Origin of the sequence: Gordonia sp. DT219 (genome assembly GCF_049847065.1) — a bacterium.
GTDB lineage: Bacteria > Actinomycetota > Actinomycetes > Mycobacteriales > Mycobacteriaceae > Gordonia.
In genome coordinates this window covers 44521-62892 of record NZ_JBNCNR010000004.1, presented here as the reverse complement: position 1 = coordinate 62892, position 18372 = coordinate 44521, and the positions used below count along the sequence as shown (strand labels likewise).

18 protein-coding genes are annotated in these 18372 nt (G+C 67.5%); 13 read left to right on the top strand and 5 right to left on the bottom strand.

Annotation, left to right across the window (positions count from 1 at the left end; translation table 11 throughout):
- Nucleotides 1–64: 64 nt before the first annotated feature.
- The 9 genes from ACPXB3_RS07790 to ACPXB3_RS07750 are packed head-to-tail and all read left to right on the top strand — an operon-like array spanning nucleotide 65 to nucleotide 8008.
- Nucleotides 65–1159, top strand: coding sequence for a PhoH family protein (locus tag ACPXB3_RS07790; protein WP_425703646.1), 1095 nt, complete (start codon nucleotides 65–67; stop codon nucleotides 1157–1159).
- Complete coding sequence (ybeY, locus tag ACPXB3_RS07785) at nucleotides 1156–1758, top strand: rRNA maturation RNase YbeY (RefSeq protein ID WP_425703644.1); 603 nt, start codon at nucleotides 1156–1158, stop codon at nucleotides 1756–1758. Before ACPXB3_RS07790 ends, ybeY begins: the two co-directional genes overlap by 4 nt.
- Entirely contained in the window at nucleotides 1755–3173 is a 1419-nt protein-coding gene (locus ACPXB3_RS07780; RefSeq protein ID WP_425727289.1) for a hemolysin family protein, read from the top strand. The genes ybeY and ACPXB3_RS07780 overlap by 4 nt, the downstream gene beginning before the upstream one ends.
- Nucleotides 3170–3526 (top strand): cytidine deaminase, encoded by a 357-nt coding sequence (locus ACPXB3_RS07775; protein WP_425703640.1) that lies wholly within the window; start codon nucleotides 3170–3172, stop codon nucleotides 3524–3526. Before ACPXB3_RS07780 ends, ACPXB3_RS07775 begins: the two co-directional genes overlap by 4 nt.
- Nucleotides 3523–4434, top strand: coding sequence for a GTPase Era (gene era / locus ACPXB3_RS07770; protein WP_425703639.1), 912 nt, complete (start codon nucleotides 3523–3525; stop codon nucleotides 4432–4434). Before ACPXB3_RS07775 ends, era begins: the two co-directional genes overlap by 4 nt.
- Before the next feature lie 20 nt (nucleotides 4435–4454).
- The gene (locus ACPXB3_RS07765; protein WP_425727288.1) at nucleotides 4455–5954 is read left to right on the top strand and encodes a YhgE/Pip domain-containing protein; all 1500 of its coding nucleotides are present in this window, start codon (nucleotides 4455–4457) and stop codon (nucleotides 5952–5954) included.
- Between the two features lie 53 nt (nucleotides 5955–6007).
- Nucleotides 6008–6799 carry a DNA repair protein RecO gene (recO, locus tag ACPXB3_RS07760; RefSeq protein ID WP_425703635.1) on the top strand — a complete coding sequence of 264 codons (792 nt, stop codon included), beginning with the start codon at nucleotides 6008–6010 and terminating at the stop codon, nucleotides 6797–6799.
- The gene (locus ACPXB3_RS07755) at nucleotides 6780–7601 is read left to right on the top strand and encodes an isoprenyl transferase (protein WP_425703634.1); all 822 of its coding nucleotides are present in this window, start codon (nucleotides 6780–6782) and stop codon (nucleotides 7599–7601) included. Before recO ends, ACPXB3_RS07755 begins: the two co-directional genes overlap by 20 nt.
- Entirely contained in the window at nucleotides 7598–8008 is a 411-nt protein-coding gene (locus tag ACPXB3_RS07750) for a hypothetical protein (RefSeq protein ID WP_425703632.1), read from the top strand. Before ACPXB3_RS07755 ends, ACPXB3_RS07750 begins: the two co-directional genes overlap by 4 nt.
- 25 nt (nucleotides 8009–8033) lie before the next feature.
- Here ACPXB3_RS07750 and ACPXB3_RS07745 read toward each other — a convergent pair whose 3' ends face one another.
- Nucleotides 8034–8456, bottom strand: a complete 423-nt coding sequence (locus ACPXB3_RS07745; RefSeq protein WP_425703630.1) for a Fur family transcriptional regulator — start codon at nucleotides 8454–8456, stop codon at nucleotides 8034–8036.
- Nucleotides 8453–8845 (bottom strand): ArsR/SmtB family transcription factor, encoded by a 393-nt coding sequence (locus ACPXB3_RS07740; protein WP_425703628.1) that lies wholly within the window; start codon nucleotides 8843–8845, stop codon nucleotides 8453–8455. Before ACPXB3_RS07740 ends, ACPXB3_RS07745 begins: the two co-directional genes overlap by 4 nt.
- A gap of 187 nt (nucleotides 8846–9032) precedes the next feature.
- On the opposite strand from ACPXB3_RS07740, the gene ACPXB3_RS07735 reads away from it, so the two are divergent.
- The 3 genes from ACPXB3_RS07735 to ACPXB3_RS07725 all read left to right on the top strand — a co-directional run bounded on the left by ACPXB3_RS07735 (nucleotide 9033) and on the right by ACPXB3_RS07725 (nucleotide 12331).
- The gene (locus ACPXB3_RS07735) at nucleotides 9033–10433 is read left to right on the top strand and encodes a glycine--tRNA ligase (RefSeq protein WP_425703626.1); all 1401 of its coding nucleotides are present in this window, start codon (nucleotides 9033–9035) and stop codon (nucleotides 10431–10433) included.
- Nucleotides 10434–10551: 118 nt separating this feature from the next.
- On the top strand, nucleotides 10552–11031 hold the full coding sequence (locus ACPXB3_RS07730) for a cold-shock protein (RefSeq protein ID WP_425703973.1): 480 nt from the start codon (nucleotides 10552–10554) through the stop codon (nucleotides 11029–11031).
- Nucleotides 11024–12331, top strand: a complete 1308-nt coding sequence (locus tag ACPXB3_RS07725) for a deoxyguanosinetriphosphate triphosphohydrolase (protein ID WP_425703624.1) — start codon at nucleotides 11024–11026, stop codon at nucleotides 12329–12331. Before ACPXB3_RS07730 ends, ACPXB3_RS07725 begins: the two co-directional genes overlap by 8 nt.
- Nucleotides 12332–12379: 48 nt before the next feature.
- On the opposite strand, the gene ACPXB3_RS07720 is transcribed toward ACPXB3_RS07725, so the two are convergent.
- Nucleotides 12380–14644, bottom strand: coding sequence for a glycoside hydrolase family 3 C-terminal domain-containing protein (locus tag ACPXB3_RS07720; RefSeq protein WP_425703622.1), 2265 nt, complete (start codon nucleotides 14642–14644; stop codon nucleotides 12380–12382).
- Between the two features lie 128 nt (nucleotides 14645–14772).
- On the opposite strand from ACPXB3_RS07720, the gene dnaG reads away from it, so the two are divergent.
- Nucleotides 14773–16686 carry a DNA primase gene (gene dnaG / locus ACPXB3_RS07715; protein WP_425703620.1) on the top strand — a complete coding sequence of 638 codons (1914 nt, stop codon included), beginning with the start codon at nucleotides 14773–14775 and terminating at the stop codon, nucleotides 16684–16686.
- Nucleotides 16687–16991: 305 nt separating this feature from the next.
- Here the strand turns inward: dnaG and ACPXB3_RS07710 are convergent, their stop codons facing one another.
- Nucleotides 16992–17576 (bottom strand): AAA family ATPase, encoded by a 585-nt coding sequence (locus ACPXB3_RS07710; protein ID WP_425703618.1) that lies wholly within the window; start codon nucleotides 17574–17576, stop codon nucleotides 16992–16994.
- Nucleotides 17573–17956, bottom strand: coding sequence for a TA system antitoxin ParD family protein (locus ACPXB3_RS07705; RefSeq protein WP_425703616.1), 384 nt, complete (start codon nucleotides 17954–17956; stop codon nucleotides 17573–17575). The genes ACPXB3_RS07710 and ACPXB3_RS07705 overlap by 4 nt, the downstream gene beginning before the upstream one ends.
- Nucleotides 17957–18372: the final 416 nt, after the last annotated feature.

Here is an 18372-nt window from a genome sequence, read left to right as displayed (position 1 = left end):
AGGGATACACTTGAGCGCATATCGCCACCCGGCGCCCCCTCGAACTCCAGGAGTGATCTGATACGTGAGTGACGACAACCCCGACGTGAGCGCGCCGACGCGCGGCACCGCAGGGGGCGGACCTGTGGTCACCTCCAACATCGATGTCCCTCCCGAGGTGGTGTTCGGCCTGCTCGGCACCAGCGACGTCAATCTGCGCACACTCGAACAGCTGCTGCCCGCCGACATCCACGTCCGCGGAAACCAGGTGACCCTGCGCGGCGCCGGCGCCGAGGTCGCGGCCTCCGAGCGGGTCCTCGGCGAACTGGTCGACCTCGTCGGCCGCGGCACCCCGTTGACCCCCGATCTGGTGCGCCACAGCGTCTCCATGCTGTCGGCGGGATCATCGGAGTCGCCCGCGGACGTGCTGTCGCTGGACATCCTGTCGCGACGCGGCAAGACCATCCGCCCCAAGACGCTGAACCAGAAGCGCTACGTCGACGCCATCGACAACAACACCATCGTCTTCGGGCTCGGCCCCGCAGGCACCGGCAAGACATACCTGGCGATGGCCAAGGCCGTCCAGGCACTGCAGTCCAAGAGCGTGAACCGGATCATCCTCACCCGCCCGGCCGTGGAGGCCGGTGAACGTCTCGGCTTCCTGCCCGGCACGCTGAGCGAGAAGATCGACCCCTATCTGCGTCCCCTTTATGACGCGCTGCACGACATGATGGACCCGGACTCGATCCCCAAGCTCATGGCCGCCGGGGTGATCGAGGTCGCGCCACTGGCATATATGCGGGGCCGGACGCTCAATGACGCCTTCATCATCCTCGACGAGGCGCAGAACACCACCGGCGAGCAGATGAAGATGTTCCTGACACGCTTGGGATTCGGTTCCAAGGTCGTCGTCACCGGCGACACCACGCAGGTCGACCTACCGGGCGGTGCGCGGAGTGGACTGATGACCGCGACACACATCCTCGAGGGTATAGACGACATCCACTTCTCGACCCTGACGAGTCAGGACGTGGTGCGCCATCGGCTCGTCGCCGACATCGTCGACGCGTATGGCCGGGCCGAGGAAGCCGCCCGGGCCAACCCGCGGCTGCGAGACTCCGATCGCCTCGGCGGCAATCGTGCGGCCCGGCGCGCCGCGAGTCAGGGCCGGCATTCATGAGCATCGAGTTCGCCAACGAGTCCGGCGTCGAGGTGCCCGCCGAATTGGTCCTCGCCGCATCACGATTCGCAATCGATGCGATGGACGTGCACCCCGGCGCGGAATTGTCGGTGCTGTGTGTCGACGAGTCCACGATGGCCGACATGCACATGCAGTGGATGGACCTGCCCGGGCCCACCGACGTGATGAGCTTCCCGATGGACGAACTCGTACCCGGCGGGCGTCCCGACGCCGCGGAACCGGGCCCGGCCATCCTCGGCGACATCGTGTTGTGCCCGGAGTTCGCCGCCCGGCAGGCGCGTGAGACCCGTCGGTCCGTCGAGCATGAACTCGCGATGCTCACCATCCACGGCGTCCTGCACCTGCTCGGCTACGACCACGCCGAACCCGACGAGGAGAAGGAGATGTTCGGCCTGCAGAACCGTCTCCTCGAGGAGTTCTACGCGCAGCGCCACCGCGAGGCGCAGCAGCAGCGACAGTCCGACCGTGACACGCGGCTGCTGACGAACATCGGGTTCACCGATGGGGCCTTCCCGGACCCGCCGGGGGGTGACGAGAGCCCCGCGCCGCAACGGCGCACGGGTTCGCCGGATCAGTGACCGCAGGTACCTACGTCTGGTTTGCCATCTCGGCGCTCGTCCTCGTCGCCGCGAGCGGGGTGTTTGCGGCGGTGGACACCGCGGTCTCGACCGTATCGATCGCGCGGGTCGAGGACATGGTCAAAGAACGCCGCCCGGGTGCGCTGCGGCTGATGCGCATCCTCGCCGCCCGCGCCACCTACGTCGGCCTGGCGGTACTGCTGCGCGTGGTGTGCGAAACCTCGGCGGTATCGCTGATCGCGGTGGTCGCCGTCGACCGGTTGGGCCTAGGGTGGGGCCTGGTCGTCACCATCGCGGGGATGGCGGTCGTGTCGTATGTGGCGGCGGGGGTCGGGCCCCGCACGCTCGGTCGTCAGCACGCGTACTCCATTGCCCTGGCGTCGGCGGCGGCCCTGCAGATCCTCGGGGTCCTGCTCACACCGTTGACGCGCCTGCTGATCCTGATCGGCAACGCACTGACGCCGGGCAAGGGGTTCCGCAACGGCCCCTTTGCCACCGAGGTCGAGTTGCGTGAGGTGGTCGACCTCGCCGAGGCCAGCGGCGTCGTCGCCGCCGGCGAACGCCGCATGATCCAGTCGGTGTTCGAACTCGGCGACACCAATGCCCGCGAGGTGATGGTGCCCCGACCGGAGATGATCTGGATCGAGCAGGACAAGAGCGCCGCGCAGGCGACGAGTCTTGCCGTGCGCAGTGGTCATTCGCGGATCCCGGTGATCGGAGAGAACCCGGACGACATCCTCGGCGTGGTCTATCTCAAGGATCTCGTGGAGCGCTCGACGCGTGGCGAGGACGCCCGCACGGTCACCGTGTCCGCGGTGATGCGGCCGGCCGAGTTCATCCCCGACTCCAAACCGCTCGACCGGGTCCTCGAGGACATGCGGCGCAACCACAACCACATGGCGCTGCTTGTCGACGAATACGGCGGGATCGCCGGACTTGTCACCATCGAGGACGTGCTCGAGGAGATCGTCGGCGAGATCGCCGACGAGTACGACACCGGTGAGGTGGCTCCGGTGGAGGATCTCGGCGACGGCAGCTACCGGGTGTCGGCACGACTTCCGGTGGACGATCTCGGTGAACTGTTCGACATCGACCTCGCTGACGACGAGGTCGAGACGGTCGGCGGTCTGGTCGGTCTCGAACTCGGCCGTGTACCGCTGCCCGGCGCCCGGGTGATGAGCCACGGGTTGCAGTTGCATGCCGAGGGCGGACCCAATCGGCAAGGACGCCAACGCATCACCACGGTCCGCGTCGAGCGTGTCGAGGAACCCGCATCCGGCGAAGGGTCCGGCGCCCGCGACGAGCGGCGGGAGACATCTGGCGCACGGCGCAATGGTTCACGGGGGGCCGAGCGCACGCACCGCACCGGCGAATACGCTGAGCGCACCAACACCCAGCACAAGGAGGCCATGTGAGCGAGCTCGGCGACGAGGACCAGAAACTGGTGGTACTCGCCCGCGGCGCGCGTGGCCGGGCCCAGTCGCCGACGGGCGCCGCGGTACGCGACGGCGACGGCCGTACCTACGCCGGCGCCGACGTCGCCACGACGACGCTGACGCTGTCGGCCCTCCAGGTCGCGCTGGCCACTGCATTGTCCAGCGGGGCAAACACTTTCGAGGCGGCGGTGATCGTCGGCGGTGCGGTCGACGACCCTGGTCGGGCGACGCTGGCCGAGATCGGCCCCGACGCGGTGCTCGTGCTCACCGATACCGGCGGTTCAGTACTCACACGGCTACGCGCCGCCGACGCATCGGACGTCCGGCAATGACCGAATTCCGTTCCGGCTTCGTCTGTTTCGTCGGCCGGCCGAACACCGGGAAGTCCACCCTGACAAATGCGCTGGTGGGCGAGAAGATCGCGATCACCTCCAACCGGCCGCAGACCACCCGCCACACCATCCGCGGCATCGTGAACCGGCCCGACGCCCAACTGATCTTGGTCGACACCCCTGGGCTGCACCGGCCGCGCACCCTGCTCGGGCAGCGGCTCAACGACCTCGTCCGCGACACCTACACCGAGGTCGACGTGATCGGCGTGTGTGTGCCCGCCGACGAGCGGATCGGACCCGGCGACCGGTGGATCGTCTCCCAGGTGCGTCAGATGGCACCGGGTACCACCGTGCTCGGGGTCGTCACCAAGATCGATCGGGTCGGTCCGGAGCAGGTTGCCGCACAGTTGCTCGCACTCTCGCAGCTCCTCGGACCCGACAGCGAGGTGGTGCCGGTGTCGGCGACCGCCGGCGAGCAGGTCGACGTGCTGACCGAGGTGCTGGTGTCGTTGATGGAACCCGGCCCGGCGTTCTACCCGGACGGTGAACTCACCGACGAACCCGAGCAGGTTCTCATGGCCGAGTTCATCCGGGAGGCCGCCCTCGAGGGTGTGCACGACGAGTTGCCGCATTCGCTCGCCGTGGTGATCGAGGAGATCATCCCGCGATCCGACCGCGGGCCCGATCAGCCGCCGATGGTCGACGTGCATGCGATCCTCTACGTCGAGCGCGACAGCCAGAAAGGCATCATCATCGGTCACAAGGGCGCCCGCCTCAAGGCGGTGGGCACCACCGCGCGGCAGCAGATCGAGGCACTGCTCGGCGTCAAGGTGTACCTCGATCTGCACGTGAAGGTGGCCAAGGACTGGCAGCGCGATCCGAAACAATTGCGGCGCATGGGCTTCTAGCGCTCGACCGGAGGGTATCGATGGGCAGGCACGAGGAACCGGGGACCGAGCGCAACGGCGACGAACTCGCCGATTCGGGCGCGCATGAACAACCCGAGAGCGATGCGGCCATCACGGCCACGATCTCGGAAGTACTGGGTTCGCCCCGGTTCTGGCTGCTGCCCCTGCTGCTCGTGCTCGTCGTCATGTCCCTGATGGCCACTCTGTACATGGGTGCCATCTCCGACCCGGAGAAGGACCTCCACAACTTCCCGATCGCGCTCGTCGACGAGGACAGCGGCGGCACACTCGACAACGGCAACGGCACCTCCACGCATGTCGACTACGGCAGGCAGGTCGCCGACGGCATCGTGGCCAATGCGGGCAAGAACGGCATCGCCATCCACCGCACCGACCGGGTGACGGCGCTCAACGAACTCAACTCGGCCAAGGTCTACGGCGTCGTCTCCCTGGGGGCGAACTTCTCCGCTTCGGTTCTCGCGCTGGGGAAGGCGACGGTGCTGCAAGCACGTCCGGAACCGGTCACCGTCACCGTATACATCAACCGCGGTTCGGGGACGTTCGCCTCCGCGATCACCACCACCTTCGCCGACCGGGTCTCCGACCAGGTGAACCAGCAGATGGGTAAGGAGCTCACCGATACGGTTCAGGCGCAGCTGGCCAAGGCGAACGTGCCGTTCTCCGGCGCCGCTCAGCTCGCGCTGTGGCAGCCGGTGAAGGTCGACGTCGTCGAGGCCGTGCCCTTGCCCGACGGGTCCGGAAACGGTTTGTCCGCCTTCTACTTCACGCTGCTGCTGATCCTCGCCGGCTTCACCGGCGCGATGATGGTCAGCATCGTCGTCGACGGCATCCTGGGGCAGACCCCGATCGAGTTCGGGCCGTTCTATCAGCTCCGGGTACGCCTGGCGATCTCGCGGTGGGGCACGCTGGCTGCCAAATGGACGATCATGGGCCTGGTCGCGATGGTCCAGTCGGCGTTGTTCGTCGGGGTGTGTACGGCGGTGGGGACGTCCCTGCCCAATGCCTTCACGCTGTGGGCGTTCTCGGTGCTGGTGATCTTTGCGGTCGGGGTGTCGGCGAGTTCGATGATGGCGGTATTCGGCAACGTGGGGCTGATCCTCAACCTCGTCTTCTTCGTCATCCTGGGGTTGCCGTCATCGGGTGGGACGGTGCCGCTGGAGGCGAGTCCGCGGTTGTTCACCTGGGTCGCGGCGGTGGAGCCGATGCATCTGGTCTATCTGGGGGTGCGCGCCATCCTGTACTTCGACGCCGACTGGGATGCCGGGCTGGGGCGGTCGATCATCCAGACCATCATCGGTCTGGCGATCGGCGCGCTGCTGGGCTGGGCGGGCACCGTTTTCTACGACCGCAAGGGCTGGCATCGCTATCCGGGCGGGATGCGGCTACCACCACGGCTCGCCGCGGCCCTGGACCGGACCGGGACGCCGACCATCACCACCCCGTCACCGCATCACTCGCCCGTCGCCGGGTCGTCGGCGCGCTCGACGGACGATTCGTGACGTCTCGGGTGTCACCGTCGATGTCTGTCGCCCGACGATGACAGAATGACCTGGTGAGGTTCTACCGGGACGAGGCCGTCGTGCTGCGTCAGCACAAACTCGGCGAGGCCGACCGGATCATCACGCTGCTCACCGCCGAGCACGGATTGGTGCGCGCGGTCGCCAAGGGAGTGCGCCGCACCCGATCCAAGTTCGGGGCGCGACTCGAACCGTTCGCGCACGTCGACGTCCACCTCTACCCGGGACGCAACCTCGACGTCATCACGCAGGTGCACAGCCTGCATGCCTTCGCCGACGCCATCGTCGCCGACTACGGCCGATACACCACCGCGTGCGCGGTTCTCGAGACCGCCGAACGGCTCGCCGGCGAGGAACGCGCACCCGCCACCCAACTGCAGCGGCTGACCGTAGGAGCTCTCGAGGCACTGGCCGGCGACCGTCGTCCCCGGCAACTGATCCTCGACGCCTTCCTGCTGCGCGCCATGCACTGCGCCGGATGGATGCCGGCACTGGAACTGTGCGCCCGCTGCGCTCAGCCCGGCCCGCACCGGGCGTTCCACGTCGCGGCCGGGGGCGCGGTGTGCCTGCACTGTCGTCCGCCGGGGGCCGCGACCCCGTCGCCCGGGGTCCTCGACCTCATGGACGCGCTGTTCCGCGGGCAGTGGGAGCACACCGTGGACGTCTCCGACTCATTGCGGCGCCAGGCCAGCGGACTGACCGCCGCGCACTTGCAGTGGCATCTGGAACGGCAGCTGCGCACCCTGCCGCTCATCGAGCGCGCCGCTCCCCATAGGCTGGGCCAGACGGGTGTGAGAGGAGTCGATGATGGCGCTGCGGCCGGGTAACTCCGCCAAAAAGCAGTCCGCGCCCGGTCGGCGCACGCCGGTTCGGCCGCCCGATCCGCATCCCAGCGGCGCCACCCCGCCGGCCTTGCCCGCCGAGTTCGTACCCAGGCACGTCGCGCTCGTGATGGACGGGAACGGGCGCTGGGCCACCGATCGCGGCTTGTCGCGCACCGAGGGACACAAACGTGGCGAGGCAGTCCTGATGGACACGGTCTGCGGATGCATCGACATCGGCGTGACCTGGCTGTCTGCGTATGCCTTCTCCACCGAGAACTGGTCACGCAGCCCCGACGAGGTCCGCTTCCTCATGGGCTTCAACCGCGACGTGATCCGGCGCAGACGCGACGAGATGCACGAGATGGGTGTCCGGGTGCGCTGGGCCGGACGCCGCCCCCGGCTGTGGCGCAGCGTCATCAAAGAGCTCGAGATCGCCGAGGAACTCACCAAGGACAACGACGTGATGACGCTGACCATGTGTGTCAATTACGGGGGTCGTGCCGAGATCGCAGATGCGGCAAAGGAAATCGCTCGCCGCGCCGCTGCCGGCGAGATCGACCCGGAGCGCATCACCGAGTCGAGTTTCGCCCGGTACCTCGACGAGCCGGAGATGCCTGACGTCGACCTGTTCTTGCGTCCGTCCGGCGAGCAACGGATCTCGAACTTTCTGTTGTGGCAGTCGGCCTATGCCGAGATGGTGTTCCAGGAGAAGCTCTTTCCGGACTTCGATCGCCGCGACCTGTGGGCGGCGTGTGTCGAGTACGCCTCACGCGATCGCCGATTCGGCGGGGTCAAACCCCGGTGAGCTCCGCGGGCGCGAATGCGAATTCGATTGCGCGGGTGCGGCAATTGCTGGCCGAGGTGGGTGACGTCGTCGAGGCGGACGCTGACTCGGTCGTCGTGCGGGTCGGTCGTACCCGTGCCTCGATCCGCGCAGTCGAACTCGCCGAGGAACTCGAGGTCCTCAGCGTCACCCAGCTGATCGCGCTGAACCTGCCGAACACCCCGCAATTGCGCGACGACGTCGAAACACAGGGCGCCAAGCTGAGTTTCGGGAGCCTGCGCCGAAGCGACCCCGACGGGGTGACCACCGATGTGCTGCTCTACTACACGTTTCCGCTCGGCGGACTCGAGGACGTCGGGCTGCTGACGGTATTGCACCTGGTGTTGGTGACCGGTGCCGATGTGGCCGGCGTTCTGGTGGGCGGCTGAGGTTCGCGTCAGCGGCGGACGGCGCTCACCGACCGGCCCGGCATCGCGCGCACCGGCCGAACACCTCGACGGTGTGGTGGATGTCGGTGAAGCCGTGTTCGTCGCCGAGCGCGCTCGCCCACCGCTCGACCGGGTCGGCCTGCACCTCGACGGTCGTGCCGCAGTCGCGGCACACGAGATGGTGATGATGCCCCGACGAACAATGCCGGTAGCGCGTCTCCCCGGACCCGTCCCACAGGGCGTCGATCTGGCCGGACCGGGACAAAGCCTGCAGGTTCCGATAGACAGTGGTCAGTCCGATCGACTCGCCGCGCGCCTTGAGTTGCTCGTGGAGTTCCTGCGCGGACCGGAAATCGTCGCTCGCGGCGAGTTCATCGGCGATCGCGGCACGCTGCCGCGTGGCGCGCACCCCGGTGACCGGACGCTGCGCCTCGGTGCTCTTGCTCATGAGGCCACCTCGGTCTGCGGGCCCGACGCAGCAGTGCCGGTCGAACGCGCGCCGCGCGACTCGTTCGCGTGGACGAGTGCGTCGGTCACGATGTGTGCAAGGTGATCGTCGATGAGCTCGTACATGATCTCGCGGCCGTTGCGGTGTCCCCGAACCACCCCGGCGTCCTTGAGGACCCGCAGATGCTGGCTGACCAGCGGTTGACTCAGCGCGAGGTCGCCGACCAACTCGTGTACGCATTTCGCGCTCTCCTGCAGTGACAGGACGATCGCGATCCGGGTGGGTGCGGCGAGAGCACGCAGCAGATCGCTGGCCGCTTCGCGCGCCTGGGCATCCGCGCGCGCAGTGGCGGCGTCGCAAGGTCGGCGGTTGGACTCCATGCCGACCATCTTATGGGAATTCGTTGTCATTTGGTGCGTGCGATCTGCCACGCCGCCGGCCGAACGTCTCCGCGGTGGGCGATTCTCGGCCCCATCGGGCGAGAGGATTCTTGGCCCCATCCGGCGGCGGCTACCCTGTAAGGGTTGCCGGTCACCCCTGGTGTCCGGCGCAGTCACCCGTCCCAACGTCTGTGGAGTGCGATTCACCGTGGCCGCCGCCCCGTCCAAAGTCGAAGCCGTCGTCAACCTCGCCAAGCGGCGCGGTCTTGTCTACCCGAGTGGTGAGATCTACGGCGGGACCCGCTCGGCGTGGGACTACGGCCCGTTGGGTGTCGAGCTCAAGGAGAACATCAAGCGGCAGTGGTGGCGTGCGATGGTCACCTCGCGCGATGACGTCGTCGGCCTCGACTCCTCGGTGATCCTGCCCCGGCGGGTGTGGGAGGCCTCCGGCCACGTCGAGGTGTTCACCGATCCGCTCGTGGAGTCGCTCTACACCCACAAGCGCTACCGCGCCGATCATCTGATCGAGAACTACGAGATCAAACACGGACACCCGCCGGAGAACGGGCTGGCCGACATCAACGACCCCGACACCGGCCAGCCCGGAAAGTGGACCGAGCCAAAGGCATTCAGCGGTCTGATGAAGACCTACCTCGGCCCGGTGGACGACGAGGAGGGGCTGCACTACCTACGCCCGGAGACCGCGCAGGGCATCTTCGTGAACTTCAAGAACGTGATGACGACGTCGCGTAAGAAGCCGCCGTTCGGTATCGCCCAGATCGGCAAGAGCTTCCGTAACGAGATCACCCCGGGCAACTTCATCTTCCGGACCCGCGAGTTCGAGCAGATGGAGATGGAATTCTTCGTCAAACCGGGTGACGACGAGACGTGGCACCAATACTGGATCGACCGACGATTCGACTGGTACGTCGACCTCGGCATCGATCCCGAGAACCTCCGGCTCTACGAGCACGCGGCGGAGAAGCTCTCGCACTACTCCAAGCGCACCGTCGACGTGGAGTACAAGTTCGGCTTCTCCGGCAACCCGTGGGGTGAGCTCGAGGGTGTGGCCAACCGCACCGACTTCGATCTGTCGACGCATTCCAGGCATTCCGGCGAGGACCTGTCGTTCTTCGATCAGGCGTCCGGGGAGCGCTACACCCCCTACGTCATCGAGCCGGCAGCCGGACTCACCCGATCGGTGATGGCCTTCCTGTGTGACGCGCTCACCGAAGAAGAGGTCCCGAACGCCAAGGGCGGCACCGATTCCCGCACGGTGTTGCGGCTGGATCGGCGACTGGCCCCGGTCAAGGTGGCGGTGCTGCCGCTCTCACGCAACGAGAAGCTCTCACCGAAGGCCAAGGACCTCGCCGCGGAGTTGCGCAAGAGCTGGAACGTGGAGTTCGACGACGCGCAGGGCATCGGCAAGCGCTACCGCCGGCAGGACGAAATCGGCACCCCGTTCTGCGTCACCGTCGACTTCGACACCCTCGATGATCAGGCCGTGACCATCCGGGAACGCGATTCCATGAGCCAGGAGCGCGTCGCCCTCGACCGGGTGGCCGAGTATCTGGGAGGCAAACTGCTCGGCGCGTGAGGTGGTGGCCGGAGATTTCGATTCGGCCTGACCTGCGGTTGTCTGTCACAATTGGGATCACATCGCACGGTCCGGGCAAGGGGCCCACCGGCGCGATCAGCAGAGAGTGAGTGGAATCGTGGCAGTCAACGGCAAGGTCGTCCATTACGACGCGAATCGGGGATTCGGGTTCTTGGCCCCGGAATCTGGTGGGGCAGATGTGTTCTTGCACATCAATGACATCGATATCGACGAGAACGAGCTGAAGCCGGGCGCCCGGGTCTCCTTCGACGTCGAGGAGACCGACCGCGGTTCCAAGGCGACCAATGTCGCGGTGACCGGCGCCGCACCGGCCGACGAATCCGGCGGTGGCCGCCCGTCGCGCCGCGACGAGCACCGCCGCGACGACCATCACGGCCGCTCGCATGACCGGGATCGGGACCGGGACCGTCCGCGGCGTCCGCGCCAAGGTGGCGGCTCGCTGGACGCGGCCGCATTCACCGAGGAGGTGACGGAGCTTCTGCTCGACTCCTCCGACGAACTCACCGCCGCGCAGATCGTCGCGATCCGTAGCCGTATCACCGAATTCGCCGTCGCCCGGGGCTGGGTGCTTGACTAGCAGTCCCGACACCGGTCGGTCGGGGATTCCGCCGACCGCGTTCTACGGCGACGAGGCCACCGAGCGGGTGGTGCCCGAGGGCGCCAAGATCGCCAGTCTGCCGGGCACCCGGACCGATCACCGCAGCGAGTATGCGCGTGATCGTGCCCGGGTGCTGCATTCGGCCGCGCTGCGCCGGCTCGCCGACAAGACGCAGGTGGTCGGCCCCCGGGAGGGTGACATCCCGCGTACCCGATTGACTCATTCGCTCGAGGTCGGCCAGATCGGTCGCGGTATCGCGATCGGCCTGGGCTGCGAACCCGATCTGGTGGAGCTCGCCGGCCTGGCCCACGACATCGGGCATCCGCCCTACGGGCACAACGGTGAGCATGCTCTCAACGAACTGGCCTCCGACATCGGAGGTTTCGAGGGCAACGCGCAGAATCTGCGAATCCTGACGCGGCTGGAGCCGAAGCTGCTCGACGCCGCGGGCCGCAGCGCCGGGCTCAACCTGACCCGGGCCTCGCTCGATGCCACCCTGAAATACCCGTGGACGCGCCGCCCGCCGAAGGTGAAGTTCGGTGCGTACGCCGATGACGCCGCCGCGCTGAACTGGGTGCGCCGGGGTGCTCCCGGTGACCGGCAGTGTATCGAGGCGCAGGTGATGGACTGGTCCGACGACGTCGCCTACTCGGTTCACGATCTCGAGGACGGCGTCATCGCCAATCGGATCGACCTGCGGTCTCTCGCCGACCCCGACGATCAGCGTACGCTCGCCGACATCGGCATCAAGGAGTTCCCGGACCTCGAGCCGGAGCCGCTCATCGATGCGGCCCAACGGCTTTCGCGCATGGAGATCGTGCGGGCGATCGGCGTGTTCGACGGTAGTCTGGATGCTTCGGTCAAACTGAAACGACTCACCAGCGAACTCATCGGCCGATTCGCGTCGGCGGCCATCACCGGTACCCGCGCGGTGGTGGGGGGCCGGTCGCTGTCGCGTTACGACGCCGACCTGTTGGTGCCGCCACTGATCGCCGCCGAGGTGGCGATCCTGAAAACGCTTGCGCTGCGGTTCATCTTCTCCGACGTCCGGCACAAAGCCCATCAAGCCCGCCAGCGCGAGCGGATTCACCGGGTGGGTGACTGGCTCATCGCCGCGGCGCCGGGCGGCCTCGATCCGGTTTTCGTGCCCAGTTGGCAACAGGCCACCGATGATGCGGCCCGCAAGCGGGTGATCGTCGATCAGATCGCCTCGATGACCGAAGGCCGGCTCGAACGTACCGACAAGCACAATTCGGGCGCGCAGGCGCATCTGGGCTGAACCGCCGCCGCCGCCGGCGCTGTGTGGTCAGTGCCGACGTCCCGCAGGTCAGTGCGCGGCGTTGGCCCGATCCAGGATGCCCTGCAGGGATTCTCGCGACAGTGCGCCGGCGGAGAAGTCGACGATGCGGCCCACCGGAACCGAGCCCATCATCGCCGCGATGTCGATGCCAGAATCGGGACCGGAATCGGATCCGCCCGTCAGCCCGGCGATGATCGGCGCCATCCCCTCGGCGGCGACGGGGTCGGCGAGCACCTCGGCGATGCTCGAGTCCTCGGTGAGTGGCAGGGTCGGCTCGTTGCCGACGATGTCGACCTCGACGGTGCCACGCAGGTCTCGACTCGAGGCACCCACCGACACCGCATAACATCCGGACGAGACGACGAAAGCGTGTGTCCGCAGATCCCAGCAGGCCAGATCGTCGGCGGAGATGGTGAGATCCGCGCGGCGCGACTGCCCAGGATCGAGGTCGACGTCGGTGAACGCCTTGAGTTCCCGGACCGGGCCGGTCGCGACGGATTTGGCCTCGCGCCGCTTGGTGGGGCCCGCGTAGACCTGTATCACCTCGCGACCGGCCCGCTCGCCGGTGTTGGCGACCGTCACCGCGATGTCGATGCCGCCGTCGTCGTTCGCGTGGACATCCAGATCTCGGTACTCGAAAGTCGTGTAGGACAAGCCATGTCCGAATGGGAAGGCGACCGGCAGGTTGCGTGAGTCATACCAGCGGTAGCCGATGAACAGTCCCTCGCCGTAGGTCACATGGCCCGACTCGCCGGGGAAGGACAGGTAGTCGGAGGTGTCCTCGATGCGCAGCGGAATCGTCTCGGCCAGTCGGCCCGAGGGATTCACCTGCCCGAACAGTACGTCGGCGACGGCGGCGCCGACCCCCTGGCCGAGGAGTGCGCCGTCGAGGATCGCCGGAGCGGTCAGCGGTGACAGTGCCAGCACCCCGCCGTGTGCGAGAACGATCACCGTGCGCGGATTGGCGGCAACGACGGCCTCGGCGAGTGCGATCTGGTCGGCGGGCAGGTCGATGTCGTCGCGGTCGAAGCCCTCGGACTCCTGCTGATCGGCGAGGCCGAGGAACAGCACCACCGTCGACGAGTTGCGGGCCAGATCGAGCGCCTCGCCGAGAAGGACCTCGCCCGGATCGGCACCGGTGTCGCCGACCAGGTAGCCGGGCGCGAAGCCCACCGATCCGTCGGCACGCGCACGGATCTCGTCGAGTGGCACGTCCACCCGCGTCGCGTTCACGTGTGACGAGCCGCCACCCTGATAGCGCGGCTGCGTGGCGAGGCGACCGATGACGCCGAGGTCAGTCGACGCCGAGAGCGGCAGCACGTCGTCGTCATTGCGCAGCAACACGATTGCCTGGCCGGCCGCCTCCCGCGCCAGCTGGTGGTGGGCGTCGAGGTCGGGGCTCTCGTCGGTGGCCGGTGCGTGCGAGGTGGCCGTGCGGACGAGTGTGGCGACCCGGTCTGCGGCGGCTGCCAGTGTGCTCGGGTCGAGCCGGCCGTCGGACGCCGCGGCGGCGACCTCGGCGTCGGCGGCGGTGCCCGGGGAGGGCATCGTCAGGTCGAGTCCGGCGGCCACCGACCGAACGCGATCCACCACCGCACCCCAGTCGCTGACGACTGCTCCGTCGAAACCCCAACGCTCGCGCAGGGTCTCGGTGAGCAACTCACGGTGCTGCGCGGTGTGTACACCGTTGATCCGGTTGTAGGAGCACATCACCGTCCACGGCTGCTCACGTGTCACGATCGCACGGAACGCGCGCAGGTACAGCTCGTGCAGGGTGCGCTCGTCGACGTCGGCGCTGACGCGCATCCGGTCGGTCTCCTGGTTGTTGGCCGCGAAGTGCTTCAGCGATGCGCCTACGCCGCGGCTCTGCAAGCCCCGTACCCAGGCTCCGCCGAGCTGGGCGGTCAGGTACGGGTCCTCGGAGAAGAACTCGAAGTTGCGGCCACCGCGTACCGACCTCTTGAGATTGATGCCCGGACCGAGGACCACCGAGACCCTCTGGCCGCGCGCCTCGTCGCCGATGGCGGCACCGACCCGCTGGGCCAGCGCCGGACTCCAGGTCTGGGCCAGTCCGGCGGCCGGCGGGAAGCATGTCGCCGCGACGCTGCCCGAGATGCCCAGGGCATCGGTGCCGCCGGTCTGTTTACGCAGACCGTGGGGGCCGTCGGTGAGCATGATCGGCGACAGGTCGCCGATCGCCTCGGTGGTCCAGAAGTCGCGGCCGCTGGTCAGCCGGGCCTGCTCGTCGGTTGTGAACGGAGTGGGGGTGAACGGGGATGATTCCTGTGCCATGCGGACTCCTGTTCCGTCGTCGCCGGGCGGTGATCCGGCCTGATACCGATCAGCTCGACCGTACCGCTCACCGGGCCGGGGCCGAACCGCGCGAGCCGGACACCATCGTGATCACTACACTGGTCGAAGTGGCAGGCCGAATTCCCGATCGCGACATCACGGCTATCCGTGAACAGACCCGCATCGAGGAGATCATCGGCGATTACGTGGCACTCAAGCAGGCCGGTTCGGACCGGCTCAAGGGCTTGTGTCCCTTTCATGACGAGAAGACCCCGTCGTTTCATGTCCGCCCGCTGCATGGGCATTTTCACTGCTTCGGCTGTGGGGAGGGCGGCGATGTCTACAGCTTCTTGCAGAAGCAGGAGCACGTCGGCTTCGTCGAGGCGGTCGAACAGCTCGCCGACCGGATCGGCTATCAGATCCACTACGAGGGCGGCGGACCGAGCGTGGCACGCGACCGCGGGACCCGTGCCCGCCTCGCCGCTGCCAATGCCGCCGCGCACAAGTTCTACGTCGAACAGTTGCGTTCGCCCGAGGCGCAGATCGCTCGCGACTACCTGACCGAACGCAACTTCGATGCGGCCGCCGCCGCACAGTTCGGCTGCGGATACGCCCCCGCCGGGTGGGACACGATGACCAAACACCTGCTTGCCCAAGGCTTCGAGTTCGCCGAACTCACCGAAGCCGGTCTGTCCAAGGAGGGTCGTAAGGGACCCATCGATCGTTTCCATCGGCGGCTGCTGTGGCCGATCCGCAATCTCGGCGGCGACATCATCGGCTTCGGGGCCCGCAAACTCTTCGACGACGACAACCTCGGCAAGTACATGAACACGCCGGAAACCATGTTGTACAAGAAGTCTCAGGTGCTCTTCGGTCTGGATCTGGCGAAGAAGAGTATCGCCAAAGGTCATCAGGTGGTCATCGTCGAGGGCTATACCGACGTGATGGCGATGCACTTGTCCGGTGTGACCACCGCCGTCGCGGCGTGTGGAACCGCCTTCGGTGAGGATCACCTCGCGCTGGTGCGGCGGCTGATGATGGACGACTCGTACTTCCGTGGCGAGGTGATCTACACCTTCGACGGTGACGATGCCGGAAAAGCGGCGGCGCTCAAGGCTTTCGAAGGTGAGCAGTCGGTTGCCGGTCAGACATTCGTCGCGATCGCGCCCGACGGGATGGACCCGTGTGAACTGCGTCAGGAACGGGGCGACGCCGCGGTCCGCGATCTGATCGCCCGGCGCACCCCGATGTTCGAGTTTGCGATCAAGACCCTCATCGCGACCTACGACCTCGATACCGCCGAGGGGCGTGTGCACGCGCTTCGGGAGGCGGTGCCCGTGGTGGCCCGCATCAAAGACGTTGCATTGCGCGACGAGTACGCGCGCCAACTCGCCGGCTGGGTGGGGTGGGACGAGGTGGCCCAGGTGCTCGCCCGCGTTCGCGAAGAGGGCGCCCGCCATGCCCGGACCTCGGGCCGGGCATCGGCTCCGAGCCGCCAGTTGCGGCGGGATCGTCCGGAGGCCGCCAAGCAGCCCGGTTCTGGCCGGCCACGCCCTGATGATCCACGCCTGTGGGCGCAACGCGAGGCGCTCAAGTCGGCGCTTCAATGTCCGGGCATCGCGGGGACGGTCTTCGATTCGCTGCCGGCCGAATGCTTCACCGAGCCGGCGTATGCGCGGCTACGTCAGGCGATGTCCGACCTCGGTGGCACGTCATCGGGGATGGCGAGTGCTCAGTGGGTCGACGCGGTGAACCACCAGGTCGACGATCCGGTGCTCTCTCCGTTGGTCACCGAGCTGGCGGTGGAACCGATGTCGGTGACCGAGGACAACGTCCCGCGCTACGTCAACAGCGTGTTGGCCCGGTTGCAGGAGGTGTGGGTCGGTGCGCAGATCGCCGACATCAAGTCCCGACTGCGGCGGATGGCGCCCAGCGAGGACCCCGACGGGTACAACGCGGTGTTCGGCGATCTCGTGGCGCTCGAGGCGTATCGGCGCAGCCTCCTCGAGCAGGCCGTCGACCCGAGTGCCGGGGTCGGCTGAATTGCCGGTCCCGTGCTTTCTCAGGCGGCCTCGGGCCTGACTCCCGGCCGCAGTTCGGCCGGATACCGCGGTCGGTGGGGGTCGTCGGCGTTGTACCGACAGCCGCCGGCGTAGGTGTGGACGCCCGAGCATCGGTCGGGAACTGCACGCGGTCGTCCCCAGATGTGTTGCCTGCTCTCTGCCATGATTTGGCTCCCATCACATCGGTGCGATTCCCCAAAGTATGGGGCTGCACCTGGCCGATCGGGCAGTGAGCGCGCACGTATCACTGCCGGTGGCCGTCGTGGCGTGCCTCACCGGGTCTCTCACCCGGGTGCCGACGCCCATGTCGACGTCAGTGGCGCCGGCGTCCAGACGGGCCATCGCGGCGGGGTTTCGGGGGTGCCGTCGACGAATCGCGCCACGACCCGGGTCCGCCGCGCGTGGTTGTCGTAGACGGCGGCCTGATCGCATCGGGGGATCGCCTGTGCGATCAGCGGCCACAGCCGGTGGTAGCGGGTCCGGATCTTGTCCTCGGGGACGCGGTGGCCGCCACTGGTCACGCGTAGTCGGACTCGTTGTACGGCATACTCTTCGGGCACCATCACCACGTGCAGGGTCACCCGGAAGCCGTGGTCGTGCGCCTCGTCGATCAGCTCGAGCTTCGATGGATGGGAAAAGACCGTCTCGGCGATGAAGGATCGGCCGAGTCCGATAAGGGTCGAGCGGGTGCGGGCGGCCACCCGCGCGGCCTCATAGGAATGCTCCTCGGGCTCCGAAGGCCAACGCCGGCGGGCGATTTCGTCGGCATTGACGAACGGTGTGTGGAGCAGGGGCAGGAGGTGATGTTCGACGAGGGTCGTCTTGCCCGCCCCATTGCATCCGACGACCAGGTCGAGGCGCGGACTCACTCCAGGACGACCGTGGTCCCATCGGCCCGGTACTCGACCATGCGTCCGTCGTCGCCGACGGCGACCGAGGAAAACCCTTGCGCTGCACGCTCTGCGACGATATCTGTCATTGCCAGTCGCTCCTCGAGAAGGGCCTCGACCTCGGCATCGAAGACCACCGATTCCTCAGGGGTGAGATCGCCGATCGGCAGGCTACCGGTCAGTGCCGACTCCACACGGCGACGGGCCGCGCTCGTGCGCAGCGAGACCCCGCGGCCCACACGTGCCCAGTGTTCGAGTTGCTGACGTGCCGAACGGTGTTCGCGCGCGCCCTCCGCGCCGGCGGCATCGACGAGTGCAGCCGAGAAGCGGGTCACCTTGTCTGCGGTCCCATCGGCCATGACGGCCTCCTGTCTTGTGCGCCCACCCACCGATACTGCGTGGGCCATCAGTGTGTAGCAGACTGCTACCACACCACCGTAGCAGACTGCTACGGTGGTGATGACGCGCTGGTCGTCGATCTACGTCGCCACGCTGCCGCCCGTGTACGTGCCGACTCCGGCGACCGGTACCCGAACGGGTTGAGCCCGGCCCGCGGTGGTCGGCGGGCCGGGCTCAACACGATGGACAGATCAGTCCTTCTTGCCGGGAAATCCCATGGCGAATCCGATCCCGATGATCACGGAAGCAACCAGTGCGATGACCGGCATCACCCACATTGCGTTCATGGCCGCAACGCTACGCCGGGCGCGCGATCATCGAGTGCTGATCGGCCCAGATCGGGACCTTGGCCGGGAAAGACGGGCCATAGGACCCG